An 18,007-nucleotide genomic window follows, 5' to 3' on the forward strand; every position below is an offset into this window, starting at 1 on the left:
GAGGGGGGAACTCTGCGCAATCTGCCGCATTATTGTGATCAAGTAGTGTCGCGGCCGTATTTGTGCTGCGTGAACATGACATCCGCCCCCGACGAACGCGATCCCCGCAGGCAGGCTTTACTGCTGTACTCTCAGGGTTACCGCATCACCCGCATTGCTGAAAGGTAAGAAGCGTAATGATTATCAGGTGACTGAGCAGGGGACGCTTACGGTTGATGATAAGCTTATTGCCACGACTATTGGCCTGAAGCCGCTTAAGAAACCGCAGTCGGACAGCAAATTGTGGATTGTTAGCTACCTGAACCGCTGAAATAAACGCTTTCCTGAACCGAGGTTTCACCCCTTTATCGCAGGTGATGATGAGACACGGCGTAATACTTTTACCCTGGCCCGTCGCGCATTGATTCAAAGGGGTGAGTTCCTGAGTGGAAAAGCACATACGCTACCGGACGCCGCGCCGCATTGGGCGCGCGTGCATAAAGCCGCCCATTCACTGAATCGGATTGCGGGCAGTTGCTATGCTGGCAGAGGTCCGAAGGCGCGGTATGAATTCACCAGTGAATCAAAAAGCGAGATATCTGAGCGACTTCTGGCGATAAGCTGGGCACCGGCAATGGCCGTGAAAATTGCACGTGCTCTGGATTCACTCTCACTTGAATCGCACACCTTCGCAGCCACCAGAAGTCTGTTCAGCCATGCAATGTTCACATCAGCAAACTTCTGTATTTCTGCATTCATTTCTGGAGGTAAGGTCTCTTTTTCAGCGCCCATGAAACTGCCCAGGCAGAGACGATTTTCGGCCTCAAGTGATCTTCGGAAGATTTCAGGAAAGCGACGCAGCGCGTCAATGGGTGATGGGCTTTCTGATTCGATCATCTCGAGTGCGAGCGCACCGTCCTCCCAGTATCGTCTGGCAACGGCAATACCCAACTCGGCTTTGCCTGGAAAATAGTAGTAAATACTCGCCGCTTTGATACCCACATCCTGCGCTAGGTCGCGGAAATTCAAACCGTTATAGCCCTGAGATTGGGCAATTTTCCTGGCCGCCTGCAAAATGGCTTCCCTGGTGTTGACGCTCATCTTGATGCCTTTGGTATTGGGATGATCTCTTAAATAGAGAATGCTAATTTACAGCAAACGCTTACCGGGTGACAGGGTGATTGCCATGGAAAACAGTAAGTTCAATGCATCCAGGGTGCTCAGGCAGACGTCATTGCATCATGGTTTAGCAAGTAACATCGACAGCCGACGCTATCATAAGCACTCTGGTCACCGGGAAAGTCAGTAGATAACGAACCCGGCGTACCGGAGTTTACATCGAGTGGCGCTATTACCGGGCTGGCGAATCCAGCTCAGGAATGCCGCTGTTGCGATCGGCGTAGGCCGCCTGGAAGGCAGGACGTTTTGTCCAGCGCTGCCAGTAGGCATCTAAGAACTCAAAACGCTCGTCCAGTGGAGTGGCATTGACCGGGAATTTCGAGAAGGCGATCGCGGTCGCCAGAGTCATATCCGAGAAGGTCGGGGCATCGCCGCCGAGCAGCCATTCGCGGCCGTCTGACAGATGGCGATTAACCAGCGCGGCGTGAGCCAAAGCTTCTTTACGGCAGTGTTCACCCCAGGCCTCATTTTTGGTCAATTCCAGCCTGAAGCCGAGGCCGGTGTGCAACACGTGGAACGCTGTAACGATGCGGTACAGGATATGCACCCACACCCGGTTATCCCACATATTATCCAGCCCCTGTTCCAGTGCTGTTTCTCCCATAATCTTGCGGCCCGGATACTCCTGATCAAGATAGCGAACGATGGCAGCCGTTTCAGAAATATAACTCCCGTCAGCCAGTTCAAGGGTAGGTGTTTCGCCCCACGGATTCATATTCAAATGTCGCCAGCCACGCTGCTCTCCTCCAGGGGACATGTCATAGATGGTCTCGGCAAACTGCTCAGCGATGCCCTTTTCGTGCATGAAAAGCCGCAGGCGCTGTGGATTAGGAAAGGCCGAAGGTGATGTGAAAAGCTGAAGTTTAGCAGTCATGGTCGATCCTACAGGTTGATGGTTGGGGTATCTAACTAACGTTAGGTAGATAAACCTTAGCGGGCAAATCAACACACGTCAACACCTGTCTAACACTTGTTAGGTTAATTTTTAGGTGATCTTCATGCTTGATACGATATTTCAGCGGAGGCATAGCTGAAGGAGGGGGACAATGACGCCGGAGGGTTGAAAAATGCAAATGAGTGGAGAGGTTCGATTCAAGCGGGTTTTCAGGTGAGTTGCATTTTTGCAATTAATGTCGACTGGTTGCCATTCGGGCTGCTGGCCAACAGGAAGAGCCGGCTGATAGTCCGGAAGCGCAAGGGCCACGGGGTGAGTTAGTAGCGGTTAGATCAACCCATGAAGCCGACTGGTGTCGGCATCATCACTGGTCACAAAAATGAGCGGCCGCTGTGAGCGAAAAGCGGACGTGGGGATTTCAAATACCTTAAAACTGCATGTAAAAAGTAACAGGATCGGAAAAAGACTGTTTCATACAGCAAGCATTCTGTATTGACTCACTTAACTCTGATTTCTTTCATGTTCGATAAGCCACTCTTTACGCGATATGGCTCCACCATATCCGGTCATTTGGCTATTTTTACCGATAATTCTGTGGCACGGAATCACAATCGCAATCCGGTTGGCACCATTCGCAGCGGCAACTGCTCGTACAGCGCCAGTTTTATTCAGTCGCAGCGAAATATCCTGATAGTGTGAGGTCTCCCCATAAGGAACAGTACGTAGTGCATCCCAGACGGACTTTTGAAAATTACTGCCCGGGGCGTCCAGTAAGAGATCAAAGTGACGACGTGTTCCGGCAAAATATTCGCTGATTTCTTTTACTGTCTGCCGGGTATGACTGTTTTCTCCTGTGACAATCCTGGCGTTAAGTAAACGCTGAATGTCGCGAAATTCAGTTTCTAACATCCGGCGATCGGTAAACTCCAGCAGGCAGACTCCCTGCTCTGTGGCACATACAAACATAGGTCCCAGCGCAGTAGTAAACCGGTGAATGACTATTACCTGAGTGGTTCGAGTCGGAGCTGCGCCAGTTAGCCGCTTGTAGATGTAACCAAAGCCGCTCAGGGATTCGTAGCCATTGTCCAGCGCGACGTCAGTTGCTGCACGTCCGCTTTTCAGCTCCTGAAGGGCAATATTGACCCGCTGCATTCGCTGGAAGGCCTGAAAAGTGATGCCGTGATGTTGCAGGAACCATCGCCGCACTCGCTCCGGGCTGATTCCATGCTGACGAAGATCCGCGTCGGATACACGGGATTTAATATCGTGCCTGACAAGCGCAAGCGCCTGTTCGACAAATAATGGCGCGCTGTGCGCGTTTTCAGCAGGTCTGCAGACTTTACAGGGGCGAAAGCCGGCCGCCAGGGCAGATTTGGCATCTTTATAAAACTCTACATTTTCACGTTTGGGCTTTCGCGCCCGGCATATCGAAATGCAGAATACGCCAGTCGTTCTGACGCCAGCAAAAAACACACCCGTATATTCTGAAGCGCGTTCAAGTAATGCCTGATACCAGACGTCACAAAGATTCTTATCGATAACCTTCATTAACAAAAAGTCCTTCAAATGTCTGATGCAACCGGATCGCATGCATTAAATCAGTCAGCTTTGACTGAATGGCCGAATGAACAAAATTACCCATAGAAATGCGGCTTACCCCGGCCAGTTTCAGTCTATCGAACAAGGGAAGATCGGGCATACACATGACATTCAGAGGCAGATCAATAGCATTTGCAATAAGGCTGATATCTTTCTCTGAGGTCAGACAGGGAACAAACAGGCCGTCAGCACCTGCAGCTCTATAATATTGACCCCGTAATAATGTCTCCTCTAACGCTCTTTCATGCCCGAGCAGGTAAGCATCAGTCCGTACGTTCAGAAACAGGTTATAACCATCACTTCTCAGCGCATCGCATACTGCTCTCAGATTACGCGAAAATTCAGACACATCATCAAGCTGTCGAACCCGATTAATGACTCTGCTGTCTTCAAGGTTAACGCCTGATACACCTATCTGAGCAAGGCGCTTGAGATTGACTATTATCTCTTCGGCTGAATCACCATATCCTGCTTCCATATCAACACTTAATGGCAGGCTGCTAACTGCCCGGATACGAGTGACAATAAAAAATAATTCATCAAACGGCATGCCCTGGCCGTCTTCATATCCCAATGTGGCCGCTATTGCTGCGCTGGACGTTCCCAGAGCCTGATAGCCAGCTTTTTGCGCTGCGACAGTACTGACGACATCCCAGACGTTAGCGATAAGAAGGGGCTCATACTGGTTGTGGAGTTCTGCGAAGTTCATATCCATATCCTCTCAATTAGATTGAAAATGAATCTAAGCATTCAGCAAAAACGGCACAACCGAAAATCAGACGACCATTTTTTTAGCAAAATTTTATCGGGTCAGTCTGATATGCAGAGTGATACGGTCGTAGTGTTTCAGGGTCTGCCTCTGGCAAAAAGCGAACATTCCTAACCGCCGGATATAAGTATCAACGGGGAGCAAAGCAGATAGGTTTGTATGGTCATTTTGAGAAAAGGTCTTGTCAGAATTAATTTCTGATACTGACTGGCGTGGTTTTTCACATTATTGATTGTCAAACCCCTTACGATATCAGAACTCTTCGACTGCCCCGCGTAATGTCTCATCTTCTTTAGATAAAATTAAGCATTGCTTTCTCATAAATCTACTAATGATAATTTGCTATAAGCCAGATTGTTTCGTTGTTAGACAGGGTGCGGTGCGGCTTTTATCTTTCGTCATGATTTGTAAATTCCACACAAACATTTGATGAGGGAGCCATTTTGTCCATCCTACTGAAAAGCATAAAAACAAAACCCACGCGTTTTACTCTGGCGCTTAAAATCGCGTTACTCAGCAGTATGGTGGCTTTCTCTTCAGCCTCTTTCGCCGATTTACCCTTAAAAGAGGGCATTACACCAGCCACCGATGCCAGCCAGATTCCGGCAGTGGCTAAGCTGCGTAAAGACACGGTGGTGGCTGGTATCTCTGAACCGCAGGGTATTTTTAACCCTTATTTCTTTGTTAACGGCTGGGACGAAAACGTCACCAACGTGATTTTCTCACGTCTGATTGACTGGGATAGCCACGGCAAGCTGGTGCCAGGCCTGGCCGAAAGCTGGAGCGTTAGTCAGGATAACAATGTCTACACCATTAAGCTGCGCCCACACCTGACTTTCAGCGACGGCTCGCCCCTCACCGCCGAAGATGTGGCGTTTACCCTGACCGTGCTGCATGACCCGAAATATGATGGCGATACTGACATCACTCTCGCCAACATTGTGGGCGGCGCGGAGTATAAAGCCGGAAAAGCTGATAGCGTCAGTGGCCTGAAAGTGATCGACCCGCTGACATTACAGGTCACCACCGGGCAGCCTGGCGCGACAACGCTGGCGAAAATTGGCGGCCCGGTGTTGTCGAAAGCGTATTATGGGAAAGGGTATCAGCGCGGCAATCTCGACTATCTGCGCATGTTGCACGGTAAACCGCTGGGCAACGGACCGTATGTCTATGACAAATATATTCCGGGCCAGGAGATTCGTTTCCACGCCAATACCCATTTTTACCGTGGCACACCACCGACGCCGCGCTTTATCTACCGCGTAACCAACCCGTCCACTAACTTCCAGTTGTTCCAGACCGGCGAAACCGATTACGACTCGTTTACTTCTCGCCCTGATGATATCGAACAACTGAAAATGCTGGGCTTCGCCAATATCAACCTGTTTGGCTCCAGTGACTACAGCAAAGTGGAATTCAACGTACGTCGCCCGGCGTTGCAGGACGTGAAAGTGCGACAGGCGCTGATTTATGGTCTCGACCGCCAGAAGTTGATTGATGTGGTTTATCAGGGCTATGGAAAAGTGGCAATTGAACCTATTGCCCCGATTTCATGGGCGTATAACACAGATGGCGTGAATCCATACAAATTTGACCCGGCACAGGCGAAGAAACTTCTTGATGAAGCGGGCTGGAAACCGGGGCCTGATGGCATCCGCGTGAAGGACGGTAAACGTCTGGAGTTGACGCTGCTGGTGAGCAAGAAAGTGCTGAATGATGCGTTGATCCCCATCGCCAAAGAGAACTGGCAGCAGATTGGCGTGCTGTTGAAGCCGCAGGTGGTGGATTTCAACGCCCTCATGGCACAGCGTAAAGCCGGTAACTATGACCTGGCCTCTTTCAGCACCAGCACACTCAACGATCCACATGATGGCGTGTGGGATTACTACAGCACGGAAGCGAAAGAGTCCGGCTATAACAATCCGCAGGTTGATAAGCTGATCAACGAAGGTAATGCGGTGCTGGATGTGGAAAAACGCAAACCGATTTATCACCAGCTGTATAAAGTGCTGGCGGACGATCCGCCGGTGATTCTGCTGGGTAACCGCGAGATTTTATCGGCCAGTAGTGCCCGCGTCACCGGCTTTAAACCAGATATCTACAACGGGCTGACCGGTAGCCTGCCGGATGTGAAAATCATTAAATAACAGTAACAACTGCCGGGTCTCCCGGCAGTTGTCATGAGAAAGCTATGCGAAATTTTATCCTCAGGCGACTGCTGCAAACCCTGCCAATGCTGCTGCTCGCATCACTGATTATTTTTATGCTTTTCGCGAAAACGCCAGGCGACTTTATCGACGGTAACATTACCCTCACCGCTGCCCGCGCCGCCGAACTGAAAGCTATTTATGGACTCGATCAACCGATCCTTACCCGCTATCTGCATTGGCTCGGCCAGTTGCTGCGCGGCGATTTGGGGTTCTCGCTGCAATACCAAATTCCGGTGAGTCAGCTACTTAACCAGTACATCTGGAACTCGTTCCTGCTGGCAAGCGTTGCGCTGGTGTTTTACTGGAGCATCGGGCTTGCGGTGGGCATTGCCTCGGCGCTGAAACCCAATTCGCTGTTCGATCATCTGGTGAGCGTGTCGGTGTTTGCTGCCATGTCTTTCCCAACCTTCTTTCTCTGCCTGTTGCTTATTAAGTGGTTCGCAGTCGATCTGCACTGGTTGCCAGTGGGCGGCATGACCAACACCGGCAGCGACGATAACGGCTGGGTGTGGGTGATGCAGGTTGCGGCGCATCTGGTGTTACCGGTCATGGCGCTGGTGATGTTGCAGGCGGGCAGCCTGACGCGCTATTTCCGTGCCAGCATGCTTGACGTAGTGAAGATGGATTTTATCCGCACCGCGCGTGCTAAAGGGCTGCGCGAACGCACAGTGATCCTTAAACACGCGCTGCGCAATGCGTTGCTGCCAATCATCACCCTGTTAGGTTTTGAGCTGCCGGGGTTGTTTTCCGGCGCGATCATCACCGAAAAGGTGTTTAACTGGCCGGGCGCAGGGCATATTCATATTGATTCTCTGGCCGCCCGCGATTATCCGGTGCTGATGGGGTTCACCCTGTTTCTTGCGGTATTGACCATTGTGGGCAACCTGATTGCCGATATATTGTACGCGTGGGCCGACCCGCGCATTCGCGTGAGGTCGTGATGTTCGGTTCCCTTTTCTCTACGAATCGCCGCTTACGCAAGGCGGAAATTCCGGCGATGGCGCAGGCCACACCTTCTCCGTGGCACCAGGCGTGGAAAGCGCTGCGCCACAATCATCTGTCGATGCTGTGCCTGGTTCTGCTGGTAATCATGACCATCTGGTGCGTGCTGGGCCCGGTGTGGTCGCCGTGGAAAGATGACGCCACCGATGCGCTGATGATCAACAAACCGCCTGGCGCAGAACACTGGCTGGGCACCGATTTTCTTGGCCGCGATATTTATACCCGCCTGCTGCTTGCCGGTCGTATCTCGCTGATTATTGGCCTGATGACCATGCTACTTTCGGTGGCTCTGGGCTACCTGCTGGGTGCGGTATCCGGCTATGCCGGCGGCTGGACGGACAAACTGATTATGCGCATGGCGGATCTGGTGATGACGATTCCCAGCCTGCCGCTGCTGATTGTTGCCGGAGCGATGTTGTCTGAGCTGGATTTTTCGTCTGATTCGCGCATCTACATGGTAGTAGTGATGCTTAGCTTGCTGGAGTGGCCGAAGCTGGCGCGGCTGGTGCGCGGGCAAATCCTGTCACTGCGCGAACGTGATTTTATGCTGGCGACGCAGGTCCTGGGCCTCTCTTCGCGCCGCCGCCTGTTCGGTCATCTGTTGCCGAACACCATACCCATTCTGGTGGTGATGGCGACCATGGCGGTGGCCAACGCCATCCTGATGGAATCCGCGCTTAGCTACCTCGGCCTTGGCGTCGTACCGCCAACGCCCTCATGGGGCAATATGATGGACGCGGCCAACAGCCTGATCGACTTTCAGCGTCGCCCATGGCTGTGGATGCCGCCGGGCATTGCCATTTTTCTGACCGTCATCGCCATTAATGTGCTGGGCGATGGCCTGCGCGATGCGCTGGATCCGAAGATGAAACGGAGCCTGAAATGAGCGAGCCGCTAATTACCTTTAATAACTTATCCATCTCCTTCGCCAGCGAGCAGGGGCGTGTGCGCGCTGTACAGGATGTCTCCTTTACCATTCAGGCAGGGCAAACCATTGGCGTTGTTGGTGAATCTGGCTGCGGCAAAAGCGTTACCGCCATGTCGCTGATGGGACTGTTACCGCCGCAGGTTGCGCGTATCGACGGCGGAGAAATCCGCTTTGAGGGCACCGATCTGCTTGCTCTGAAGCCGTCGAAAATGGCCGATCTGCGTGGTAATCAATTAGCGATGATCTTTCAGGAGCCGATGACAGCGCTCAATCCGGTGCTGACCATTGGCGAGCAGCTTTGTGAACCGCTGATACGCCATCGCGGCGAAATACCAAAAGCGGCCTGGACGCACGCCACGCAAATGATCACCGATGTCGGACTCGGGCGTGCGGAGAGTCTGATGGGTTGCTATCCGCATCAGCTTTCCGGCGGCATGTTGCAGCGCATCATGATTGCCATGGCGTTAAGCTGCCAGCCGAAGCTGCTGATTGCCGACGAGCCAACCACGGCGCTGGATGTCACCGTGCAGGCGCAAATCCTGCGCTTACTGCGCGACCAGGCGCGGGCGCAGCAGATGGCGCTGATGCTGATCACTCACGATTTGGGGGTTATCGCGCAGATGGCGGAACATGTCGTGGTGATGTACGCCGGGCGCATCGTTGAGCAAGGCCCGACTGCCGATGTGCTACACAACCCACTGCACCCTTATACTAAAGGGCTTATCGCATCGCGCCCTGTTCCGGGCGAGCGCCGACGCCGCCTCTACTCCATTCCCGGACAGGTGCCTGACCTGGCCGAACTGCCGCCGTACTGCGCGTTCTATGATCGCTGCGAACGCAGAACCGCGCAGTGCCACGCGGTCATTCCGCCGCTGATCGGGCATACGCGGCAAGCCGCATGTATTCACAGTGAGTTAGCGGAGCCGATCGCATGAGCCAGCAATATGTTATTGAAGTGGACGAGTTGAAAAAGCATTTCTCGCTACGCGACGGGCTTTTTGGTCAGGAAACAGGACAGCTACGCGCTGTGGACGGCGTCAGTTTTAACATTCGACCTGGCACTATTTTTGGCCTGGTGGGCGAATCCGGTAGCGGTAAAACCACCGTAGGACGCACGCTGCTGGGGCTTTATGACAAAACGGCAGGTAGCGTGAAGTATCGTGGTCAGGAGTTGCAGGCTCTGACGCCGAAACAGATGCGCGCGCTGCGCCCGAAAATCCAGTTGGTATTTCAGGATCCTTACAGCTCGCTGAATCCACGCATTCGAATAGGTGATGCAATTGGGGAAGCAATGCTGGAACACACGCTGTGCAGCAAAGAAGAACTGCGCGACAAAGTGCTGGAGGTAATGAAAATCTGTGGACTGGCGCCGCAGCATTACAATCGCTTTCCCCATGAGTTTTCCGGCGGCCAGCGCCAGCGTATCGGCATCGCCAGAGCGCTGATTCTCAACCCGGATTTTATTATTGCCGACGAACCCATCTCGGCGCTGGATGTCTCTATTCAGGCGCAAATCATTAACCTGTTTTCCGATTTGCGTGATGACCATGGCGTCACCTTCCTGTTCATCTCTCACGATCTCGGTGTCGTGGAGCATTTGTGTGATGACGTGGCAGTTATGTATCTGGGGAAACTGGTGGAAACTGCCAGCCGCGATGCGCTGTTCAGCCAGCCGCTTCACCCCTACACCCAGGCGCTGCTAGCGGCGGTGCCGACGCTTGCCCCTGGAAGCTTATCCGTGCCGGTGGTGCAGGGGGAAATTCCGGATCCTTCGCGCCCGCCCTCTGGCTGTCGCTTCTCTTCTCGCTGCCCGCAGGCAACAGTACGCTGCCGCACAGAAATTCCGGAACTGCGCGAAATGCGCCCCGGCCATCAGGTGGCGTGCCACTGGGTGCAGTTGACGTAATAAAAAAGAGAGGATTCATCCTCCCTGGTTGATGGAGTCTGACGTTCAATGATGTAAAAAACCACGCCTGTCAGTATCAGAAATTAATCCTGATACGACCCTGTCTGAAAAGGTCATAAAAACCTATCTGACCTGCTCCCAGCAAACTGACATAGCAATGTAAGCAAGTTCCGCTTCTGGTAAAAAACTGCCTGCTGAAAAAGGCGGATGTCCGCTATTAGCGAGAAACGGACGTAGTAACCGCTTTGATTGTAATTGGGTCAGATACCGTTAGTTATGCTTCTGAGCATGTCCAAAATGAGCTTTGCTGCCGTCCCTTCATGATCTAAATCAGGATCATAAATGGTTACTGTGATGCCACAGCAGCGCATATTTCTGAAAAGTTCGCGACAGAGATTTACAAGTGTTTCAGAAGACAAACCGGGAATGCCGGGACAATCAACTGCAGACATTTCAGAACTGTCCAGGACATCCATATCAAGATGAATCCAGTAGGGCATTTCAGGAAAAAGGTTAAGCCGCTCGAATATCACATTGATGAGATGATGATCAGGCAACTTAAGCGCGTCAAAAATAGTTATACGCCGGATATCAGTGCCTACAATGTCAGGCCATTCATAATCTTCCAGGAGCGACTCACGCTCTCCCAACTGAATCACTGCGTCATCCTGAACCAGGGATCCTTCGATACCGGGCCATGCAGTCAGTAATGGCTCTCCCCGACCGGTAACGAGTGCCAAATCCATTCCGGCCGCAGCGCCTGGTCGTGCTCCTGGTTCTCGCTTCCAGTTGCCGGGATGACGGAAATCGCTGTGGCCGTCAATATGCACAAGTGCAAGTTGCCCTAACTGACGCCTGCTGCCCAGCAAGGCTCCGGGCAGGATGGCGCAGTCGCCTCCGATAACAACGGGCTTTAAGTTGCGATGATGCGCCGCCTCTACTTCATCAGCCAATCGTAGATTAAGTTGTCTGAGCTTGTGACCGTTCAGGATATCAGTACCTGGCTCACATTCAGGGCTGTATTCAGGGCAGGGAACAGTAAAAAAGTTACAAGAGGGAAACATTTTATCGAGTCCGTGGTGCATGAGAACTGCTGGCGCACGGAATGTGCCCGGTATGTGCCCTTCATAAAGAGGGTTGAGACCAAGACCAGACGGGACAAGGATTATTTTTTCCATAAAAAACCTGATCTTAACTGGGTTGAGTACCACAGAAACTAAGCTTTCTTACGAAACAGCTTTGTCGCCGAGATAAAATTCGAGGTGTTAACCTGTGCCAGAACGCACAAGGTTCGCTATAAGTGAGAGGCTGACATCCATATTTTAACGTTTATACCGCCGTTTCCACTCATCCACGACATCACCCAAATTCTTAGGGGTAGCATTACTTATCCAGATCATAAATTCACGATTGAATCGGAAATTCTCTCCACACTCTTTGATCATAAAACGGCGAACGTTTTGTGTGTTTTTGTAATTTTTATCAATGATGGTCGAACGTGTTAGTGAGGAGCTATGCCAATTGGTTTCCATCTTTCCAGCTCCCGTAATGAGTGGTTTTAAATAAAAATTAGTACTCCACTTTAGTCAGAGAAGCTGAAATTTCTCAAGGTCCGCTTCTGGCACAAACCGGACATCGGCATCACGTAGTGTCCGCTAAGAGCGAAGAGCGGACCTTGTTTATGCTTATACTTTTTGAATTAGAACCCCTGCTACATGACCTACATAATTGATATGCTATTGAAACTGGCAAATCAGGAAGAAATTCATGGACAAGGACACACTGGTTACACTCTTGAAATTCAAGCGCTGGATTGATGCTGAAGCGCTAAAAGCAGTTAAAGCTATCAGCGAATCTGCTTATGCAGAAAAGCGTCATCTGATGCTAAGATTGATGAACCATATTCATGTGGTAGACATGATTTTCAGAGCAAATATTTCGGGACGGCAGCATGGTTACACTGCCCTGAATACCCCTGAAACACCCTCTGTAGATGAGCTTGAGGTCAAAATGGAAGACTGTACAAACTGGTATATTCAGCACGTCAGCTCAATGGCTCCGGCCGATTTAGGAGAAACAATTAAGTTCAGTTTTGTCGATGGTGGAGAGGTAGAAATGACAGCCATAGACATGCTAAATCATATGCTTTTTCATGGAACCTACCACCGTGGGGCAATAGGCTGGTTAATTTCAGAGTGCGGAGGTGTTCCTCCGAAAGATGTGCTGACGGTTTTTCTAAGGGATCATAATCACTGACAGGTAAGTTCTTCAGCCCATCACCTATCCAGCGGCTTTGAGGGCCGCTTTGGCGAGAAGCCTACCTTAACGACCTGCGATGGCGATAAGTTTGGGCTAAAAATTTTCAGAGATAATGCTTAGAGCTCTCTCAAAAGTCTGGCTGGATTGCCAGCATACACCCCTTTAATTAACACAGGCTTTGTAACCACGCTACCTGCACCAATCACCGCACCACTGCAAATGTCCGTTGTTAAGATAGTTGCTCCGCTCCCCACGGTTACCGCGTTGCCTAATACGATATGTATCCAGCTTTCTGCAGAAGCATCAGGACCGCCATTCTTGAACAGGTCGTTAGCAAAGGTTACGCCATGGCCTATAAAACAGTCCTTACCCAAGGTAACGTTCTCACAGATAAAAGTGTGAGACTGTACTCGGGTTCTGTCGCCTATAACGCATCCCTTTTGTATCTCTACGAATGGTCCTACAAAAACATCATCGCCCAGTTCACACTCATAGATGTTTACCGGCGTGATTACTTTCACATTTTCACCTTGTTTTACGTCACGAATGCCACTTTCAATAACCTTCATATGAGCTGTGTCCTTCCTCGAGATGATTCGGCTAAAAGCTTGAGCAGGTTTTGAACTTCACCAAGTGCCCAAGTTAACCTGCTTTCACTCATTCGCGCACTATGATGATCGCAATGTCCGCTCCTGGCACACAGCGGACTTTTACTGCAGGCTTAGGTCCGTTATGAGCGAACAGCGGACCTTTGACAGCGTTTCTCACTCAATGTGAAAACTGGGATACGTTAGCTCTCAACCAGCGATTAAACGCACAATCAGGGGAAATAGAACCATGCTGTAGAAATGAGGTCATTTTTGATTTCAAAAACAGCAACGCTCTCCAGAGGCTGTTCAGATAAACCATATATTAATTCGTGATCGAAAACTGTATTACCCATTACGATTCTGGAAATAAGTTCTGCTCTAAGCAACGGATTGTTAAAGCGATTATTCATGTAAAACTCACGTAATGATTCTTTACCAACAGTTGAAGGACGCTCACTTGGCATCCGATAACCTTTGAAATCCTCTGAAAAGCAAGACATGAATGCTTCAATATTGTGTGCATTATAGGCTTCAAACTGAGCTTTAACGGGTGAATCGTTAGACATAAAAGCACCTCATATGATTTTATATTCATTTTAATTGCATATAAAATCATATGAGGTGCGTAATAACAAGTTCAAAAATAAACTGAGTCAAATTTTGATGCAGTCCGCTTCTGGCACTTAGCGGACATTGGTGTCAACAACCTGATGGCCCCCTCCGGCTCCCCGGCACGGTCGGGTAGTCAGCCCCACTGAGCTAACCGGCTGGGCCGGTAAGCTCCGCCGAATCCCTGCGGGGTTCGGGTCTGACGGCTAGTGTCTGATGGCAACAGCCAGGTCAACCCCTGCAGCGGGCGTTCACAGGCCACAAAAGGATGTGGCCGCTGAGGACCGGCCCGGCACCGTGCCGTTCCGTTCCGGGGCCGTGCCCTGTTCATCCTTTCGCGTTCTGTTTTTTCCCCTGAGCCTCTTCGCCGTGCAGAAACCTGGCACCGGGGCCTGGCAGGATGTAGACGTGGAAGTTGCCGGCGGCCACTTTAATGCGAAAGAAAATCCGCAGGAAACGCTGCGTGCTTTACCGGCATTTCTTTGCTGAATCCGAAAATGATCTCCGTAACGATGCCGGAGATCTTACTGCTGCTTCCCGGCAGGGGCCGAAAAGTACCCCTGTAATCGCTATGGCATTTTCTCTGTCATCGCTACAGCACTTTGCTGCGGCAAAAGCACGGCAGGTTTAAAAAGAGCGCAATCATGCTTTGACATGCCAGCCTACCTACTAGTAGATTTACTGAAAGCGCCCTGCGTATCTTAGAAAGTCAGCCTGTTATCACATGTAAAAGATAATGGGATGAGCGATAACTCTAACTTCTGCCATGTTGAGTATATTCATGCATAAACGTTCTCTTACAGTCCGTCAGATAATAGTGCGCCTGGCGCTTATTGCCTTGGTCCCTTTGCTGCTGATTGTTGTGTTCCTGTGGGCTGGCGGGTGGCTGAAGACCAGCCGGCTGACGTCCGACAAACTGGTGGCAACGTTAGAAAAATCTGGCGGCCACCATCCGGGCTATCGCCGCAATCATGCTAAAGGCGTCTGTATTCTGGGTGATTTTGCTGCTAACGGTAACGCCAGTTTCCTTTCGCGTGCGGCTCTTTTCGCGCCAGGCGACACGCCTGTGACAGGCCGTTTAGCTATTGCGGGCGGCAATCCGAATGCGCCCGATTATGCGGTACCGGTGCGCAGTATGGCGCTGGCGTTTTATCAGAAAAATGGTGAGCAGTGGCGCACCGGTATGAATGCGATGCCGTTTTTTCCGGTGCAGAGCGTACAGGGATTTTACGATCTCCAGATAGCCTCGCTGCCGGACGCACAAACCGGTAAACGCGACCCTGCCAGAATGCAGGCTTTTGTGCAGCAGCATCCGGAAATCAAAACGTTCTTTGCCTGGGCAAAGCAATATGTGCCCTCTTCAGGCTGGACCCGCGATCGCTTTAACAGCCTGAACGCATTTAATTTTATTGATCCAGAAGGCCACTCACATCTGGTGCGCTGGAGTATGGTGCCACACGCCGACTATCAGCCGCTGGATGAGAAAGAGAAAGAAAACACTGATTTCCTTCAGCGCGACCTTGAGCAGCGACTGGCGCAGGGGCCGCAGAAATGGGACCTGATTATCACCGTTGCAGGCCCGCATGATAAAAGCAACGACGCATCGATTGACTGGGCAGCCGATCGTCAGAAGATCAATGCTGGCACGCTGACCATTAACAAAATGACGCCACAGCAGCAGGGTGCCTGTAATGACATTAATTTTGACCCGCTGATTTTACCGGATGGCATTACTGCCTCAGATGACCCGCTTCTGAATGCCCGGTCATCCGCTTACGCCAAATCTTACAATGCACGCACTCATGAACAGGCGGAAACTCACTGATGAAACGGCATAACAGATTTCACCCGGCCCTGCGGGTCATCCACTGGCTGATGGCGGCGGCCATTATGGCCATGTTGTTTATTGGCGTTGCGATGGTGTCTACGGTTTCGTCCCTGCACGGCCTGCTGGTTGCCATTCACAAGCCGCTGGGCCTGATGATTTTAGTTCTGGTCATTGTTCGTCTGTGGATCCGGTTCACTACCTCGACGCCTGCACTTCCGGCCACGCTGCCGGGCTGGCAGAAAGCATTAGCGCACCTCTCACACTGGGCGCTGTATGCCATGATGCTGGCTCAGCCTCTGCTCGGCTGGGCGATGCTGTCGGCGGCGGGCTATCCTGTCACGCTGGGTCATCTGGTGCTGCCGCCCATTATTCCGGTAAGCAACGACACCTGGGCGCTGCTGCGGCCGCTTCACAGCTGGGTAGCACTGGCGCTGTTCGTGACCGTCCTTTTACATCTTGCCGCTGCGCTGTTTCACGCGTTGATCCTGCGCGATGGCGTATTCAGCAGTATGGCGGGTATCCGCAAAAGCTCCACGTCAGGGGCTCTTGACAACCCGGCTGACGGTCAGTAGGTTCAGGGCCGTTTAGAGATTTGACGCTATTTTTATTTTTGCTGCCGGAGCCCGGATGAGTACAGAACGTTCACAGAAAGCCGAAGAAATTATGCACCATACCCGGGAACTGCTTACCTCCGGTGGATATAACAGCTTCAGCTATGCTGATTTAGCGGAACGGGTTCAGATTCGCAAGTCCAGTATTCATCACCATTTCCCCGGTAAAGCGGGTTTGGTTCAGGCGGTTGTCAGTGACTATCGTCAGCAGGCACAGGCAGGAATGGCAGCTACCAGTCAGCATTTCGTCGGAGATGCGCTGGGCGAAATAAACAGCTATGTAAACTTCTGGGCAACCTGCATAAAAGAGAACAACTCCCCTTTCTGTATTTGTGTGACGCTGGCTGTTGAATTACCGGTTTTACCCAAAGAAGTGGCTCAGGAAGTCAGTGGTCATTTTGCCGATCTCACGGACTGGCTCACTGGCGTAATGAGCAGAGGCGAGAAGAGCGGCGTATTTACTCTGCGGGAAAATGCAGCCACTGAAGCTAAATCGCTCATGGCGACGGTACATGGTGCCATTATCTCTGCGCGTGCTTTTAATAACGCTGACGTATTTCTGGAAATTGTGAAACCGGCCATCGGAAGATTGGTGAAATCACACTGAGTCAACGCAGATAAGGTGTTGCCTGGCGGATTTAAAGGCCGCCTGACCGGTTTTATTCCGTCAGCAGCCAGGCTCACTGGCTTATTAAAACGCGAAACCGCAGGGCAGTTACGGCGACCGGGTTTCGCAACAATTAAAATGAGCGGTTACATGCCCCATATGAAGCAGGGCATCATCAGCCGGTGTGTTTATCACTGCCGAGCCTACCTTCTGATAGGTAGGATGATTTTACGGTGCGGACCTGAGTTCGCCTCACGAAAGTTAACGATTGAAGAAATACCCTGATGAAGGCTATTTCACTGCACCCTGACTCAGACGGAGAGGTTACAGATGACGACTATTCGAGCACTGTCTTCCATGCCAGATTTTGCAGCATTGAATACCGTAAGAATGAATGATCGGTTTCCCGATCCAATTGCCTCAGGTTTTCAGTCTCAGCTGCAAGAGCAGGTCCGGCTTTCCCGCTCTGAAGCCTCAAAAGAGCCCGTCATGCAAAAACAGTCTGCCACTGAGCCCCCGCGCCGGGCAGATATTGACTCGATGCTTGCACAACTGCTCGCCAGCAGAAAAATGCTATTACAGCCGGCCCGGACAGCCCCTGTTTCTGCAAAACCTATCAGGGAAAATCTAACCGCATGCAACCTGACTGATAATGCTTTCAGTGAAGCGTCTGACGCTAATAGCAGTGAGTCGGTTAAGCAGGCCGATTCAGGGGTATATGAGAAAATAAACAGAAAACATCCTGAATTAAGATGTGATTCCTGTTGTTATTCGCTTGTTTCAGATTTTTTCTTTGCCTGCCCGCAACCTTACCCGCCCGTAACCCTGACACCTTCAATCATTTATATCTGGATCGCACCTGAATTTGTCCGGGCGCCGGTGCCTTTTTACCGCGGCAATCCATTGCGTATACGCCGGCTTCGTCATTTAAACCAGACGGGATATCGCCAGGCGGGCCGTGGCTTAAACTGAGCACAGTAATTAAATATGATAACAGATTTTCATCGATGGCTTTAACGGGCACGCCATTCTGTTA

19 protein-coding genes are annotated in these 18,007 nt (G+C 51.3%); 11 read left to right on the forward strand and 8 right to left on the reverse strand.

Annotation, left to right across the window (positions count from 1 at the left end):
* Nucleotides 1-75: 75 nt before the first annotated feature.
* Complete coding sequence (locus NR195_RS01950) at nucleotides 76-168, forward strand: hypothetical protein (RefSeq protein WP_072044066.1); 93 nt, start codon at nucleotides 76-78, stop codon at nucleotides 166-168.
* Nucleotides 169-516: 348 nt separating this feature from the next.
* On the opposite strand, the gene NR195_RS01955 is transcribed toward NR195_RS01950, so the two are convergent.
* The 4 genes from NR195_RS01955 to NR195_RS01970 form a co-directional block, all read right to left on the reverse strand.
* Entirely contained in the window at nucleotides 517-1,080 is a 564-nt protein-coding gene (locus NR195_RS01955) for a TetR/AcrR family transcriptional regulator (RefSeq protein ID WP_191923649.1), read from the reverse strand.
* A 250-nt stretch (nucleotides 1,081-1,330) separates the two neighbouring features.
* On the reverse strand, nucleotides 1,331-2,032 hold the full coding sequence (locus tag NR195_RS01960; RefSeq protein WP_256843995.1) for a glutathione S-transferase family protein: 702 nt from the start codon (nucleotides 2,030-2,032) through the stop codon (nucleotides 1,331-1,333).
* A 522-nt stretch (nucleotides 2,033-2,554) separates the two neighbouring features.
* Nucleotides 2,555-3,601 carry a bifunctional transcriptional activator/DNA repair enzyme AdaA gene (locus NR195_RS01965; protein WP_033768692.1) on the reverse strand — a complete coding sequence of 349 codons (1,047 nt, stop codon included), beginning with the start codon at nucleotides 3,599-3,601 and terminating at the stop codon, nucleotides 2,555-2,557.
* Nucleotides 3,585-4,361, reverse strand: coding sequence for an isocitrate lyase/phosphoenolpyruvate mutase family protein (locus NR195_RS01970; protein WP_033768691.1), 777 nt, complete (start codon nucleotides 4,359-4,361; stop codon nucleotides 3,585-3,587). The genes NR195_RS01965 and NR195_RS01970 overlap by 17 nt, the downstream gene beginning before the upstream one ends.
* A 581-nt stretch (nucleotides 4,362-4,942) precedes the next feature.
* Here NR195_RS01970 and NR195_RS01975 point away from each other — a divergent pair.
* The 5 genes from NR195_RS01975 to NR195_RS01995 are packed head-to-tail and all read left to right on the forward strand — an operon-like array spanning nucleotide 4,943 to nucleotide 10,467.
* Nucleotides 4,943-6,568 (forward strand): ABC transporter substrate-binding protein, encoded by a 1,626-nt coding sequence (locus NR195_RS01975; RefSeq protein ID WP_371742425.1) that lies wholly within the window; start codon nucleotides 4,943-4,945, stop codon nucleotides 6,566-6,568.
* A gap of 44 nt (nucleotides 6,569-6,612) precedes the next feature.
* Nucleotides 6,613-7,572 carry an ABC transporter permease gene (locus NR195_RS01980; RefSeq protein ID WP_033760938.1) on the forward strand — a complete coding sequence of 320 codons (960 nt, stop codon included), beginning with the start codon at nucleotides 6,613-6,615 and terminating at the stop codon, nucleotides 7,570-7,572.
* A complete protein-coding gene (gene opp4C, locus NR195_RS01985) occupies nucleotides 7,572-8,519 on the forward strand; it encodes an oligopeptide ABC transporter permease (RefSeq protein ID WP_033760940.1) in 948 nt (315 codons plus the stop codon). The genes NR195_RS01980 and opp4C overlap by 1 nt, the downstream gene beginning before the upstream one ends.
* Nucleotides 8,516-9,496 (forward strand): ABC transporter ATP-binding protein, encoded by a 981-nt coding sequence (locus NR195_RS01990; protein ID WP_256843996.1) that lies wholly within the window; start codon nucleotides 8,516-8,518, stop codon nucleotides 9,494-9,496. The genes opp4C and NR195_RS01990 overlap by 4 nt, the downstream gene beginning before the upstream one ends.
* Nucleotides 9,493-10,467, forward strand: coding sequence for an ABC transporter ATP-binding protein (locus tag NR195_RS01995; protein ID WP_256843997.1), 975 nt, complete (start codon nucleotides 9,493-9,495; stop codon nucleotides 10,465-10,467). Before NR195_RS01990 ends, NR195_RS01995 begins: the two co-directional genes overlap by 4 nt.
* Before the next feature lie 260 nt (nucleotides 10,468-10,727).
* Here NR195_RS01995 and NR195_RS02000 read toward each other — a convergent pair whose 3' ends face one another.
* Entirely contained in the window at nucleotides 10,728-11,645 is a 918-nt protein-coding gene (locus NR195_RS02000; protein ID WP_256843998.1) for an arginase family protein, read from the reverse strand.
* Between the two features lie 144 nt (nucleotides 11,646-11,789).
* On the reverse strand, nucleotides 11,790-11,999 hold the full coding sequence (locus NR195_RS02005) for a DUF6434 domain-containing protein (RefSeq protein ID WP_256843999.1): 210 nt from the start codon (nucleotides 11,997-11,999) through the stop codon (nucleotides 11,790-11,792).
* Nucleotides 12,000-12,234: 235 nt separating this feature from the next.
* Here NR195_RS02005 and NR195_RS02010 point away from each other — a divergent pair, with 235 nt between their 5' ends.
* On the forward strand, nucleotides 12,235-12,723 hold the full coding sequence (locus tag NR195_RS02010; protein ID WP_256844000.1) for a DinB family protein: 489 nt from the start codon (nucleotides 12,235-12,237) through the stop codon (nucleotides 12,721-12,723).
* A 119-nt stretch (nucleotides 12,724-12,842) separates the two neighbouring features.
* Here the strand turns inward: NR195_RS02010 and NR195_RS02015 are convergent, their stop codons facing one another.
* Nucleotides 12,843-13,295 carry an acyltransferase gene (locus tag NR195_RS02015; RefSeq protein ID WP_033761045.1) on the reverse strand — a complete coding sequence of 151 codons (453 nt, stop codon included), beginning with the start codon at nucleotides 13,293-13,295 and terminating at the stop codon, nucleotides 12,843-12,845.
* 251 nt (nucleotides 13,296-13,546) lie between these two features.
* Nucleotides 13,547-13,882 carry a nuclear transport factor 2 family protein gene (locus NR195_RS02020; RefSeq protein ID WP_256844001.1) on the reverse strand — a complete coding sequence of 112 codons (336 nt, stop codon included), beginning with the start codon at nucleotides 13,880-13,882 and terminating at the stop codon, nucleotides 13,547-13,549.
* 824 nt (nucleotides 13,883-14,706) lie between these two features.
* On the opposite strand from NR195_RS02020, the gene NR195_RS02025 reads away from it, so the two are divergent.
* From NR195_RS02025 to NR195_RS02040, 4 genes are all read left to right on the forward strand, one after another.
* Nucleotides 14,707-15,750 (forward strand): catalase family peroxidase, encoded by a 1,044-nt coding sequence (locus NR195_RS02025; protein WP_256844002.1) that lies wholly within the window; start codon nucleotides 14,707-14,709, stop codon nucleotides 15,748-15,750.
* Nucleotides 15,750-16,325, forward strand: a complete 576-nt coding sequence (locus NR195_RS02030) for a cytochrome b (RefSeq protein ID WP_061704199.1) — start codon at nucleotides 15,750-15,752, stop codon at nucleotides 16,323-16,325. The genes NR195_RS02025 and NR195_RS02030 overlap by 1 nt, the downstream gene beginning before the upstream one ends.
* A 55-nt stretch (nucleotides 16,326-16,380) precedes the next feature.
* Nucleotides 16,381-16,971, forward strand: coding sequence for a TetR/AcrR family transcriptional regulator (locus NR195_RS02035; RefSeq protein WP_061704200.1), 591 nt, complete (start codon nucleotides 16,381-16,383; stop codon nucleotides 16,969-16,971).
* Between the two features lie 330 nt (nucleotides 16,972-17,301).
* Entirely contained in the window at nucleotides 17,302-17,943 is a 642-nt protein-coding gene (locus NR195_RS02040; RefSeq protein WP_256844003.1) for a hypothetical protein, read from the forward strand.
* Nucleotides 17,944-18,007: the final 64 nt, after the last annotated feature.

This window comes from Pantoea sp. Ft-CA_14, from assembly GCF_024520875.1.
GTDB classification, from domain to species: domain Bacteria; phylum Pseudomonadota; class Gammaproteobacteria; order Enterobacterales; family Enterobacteriaceae; genus Pantoea; species Pantoea agglomerans.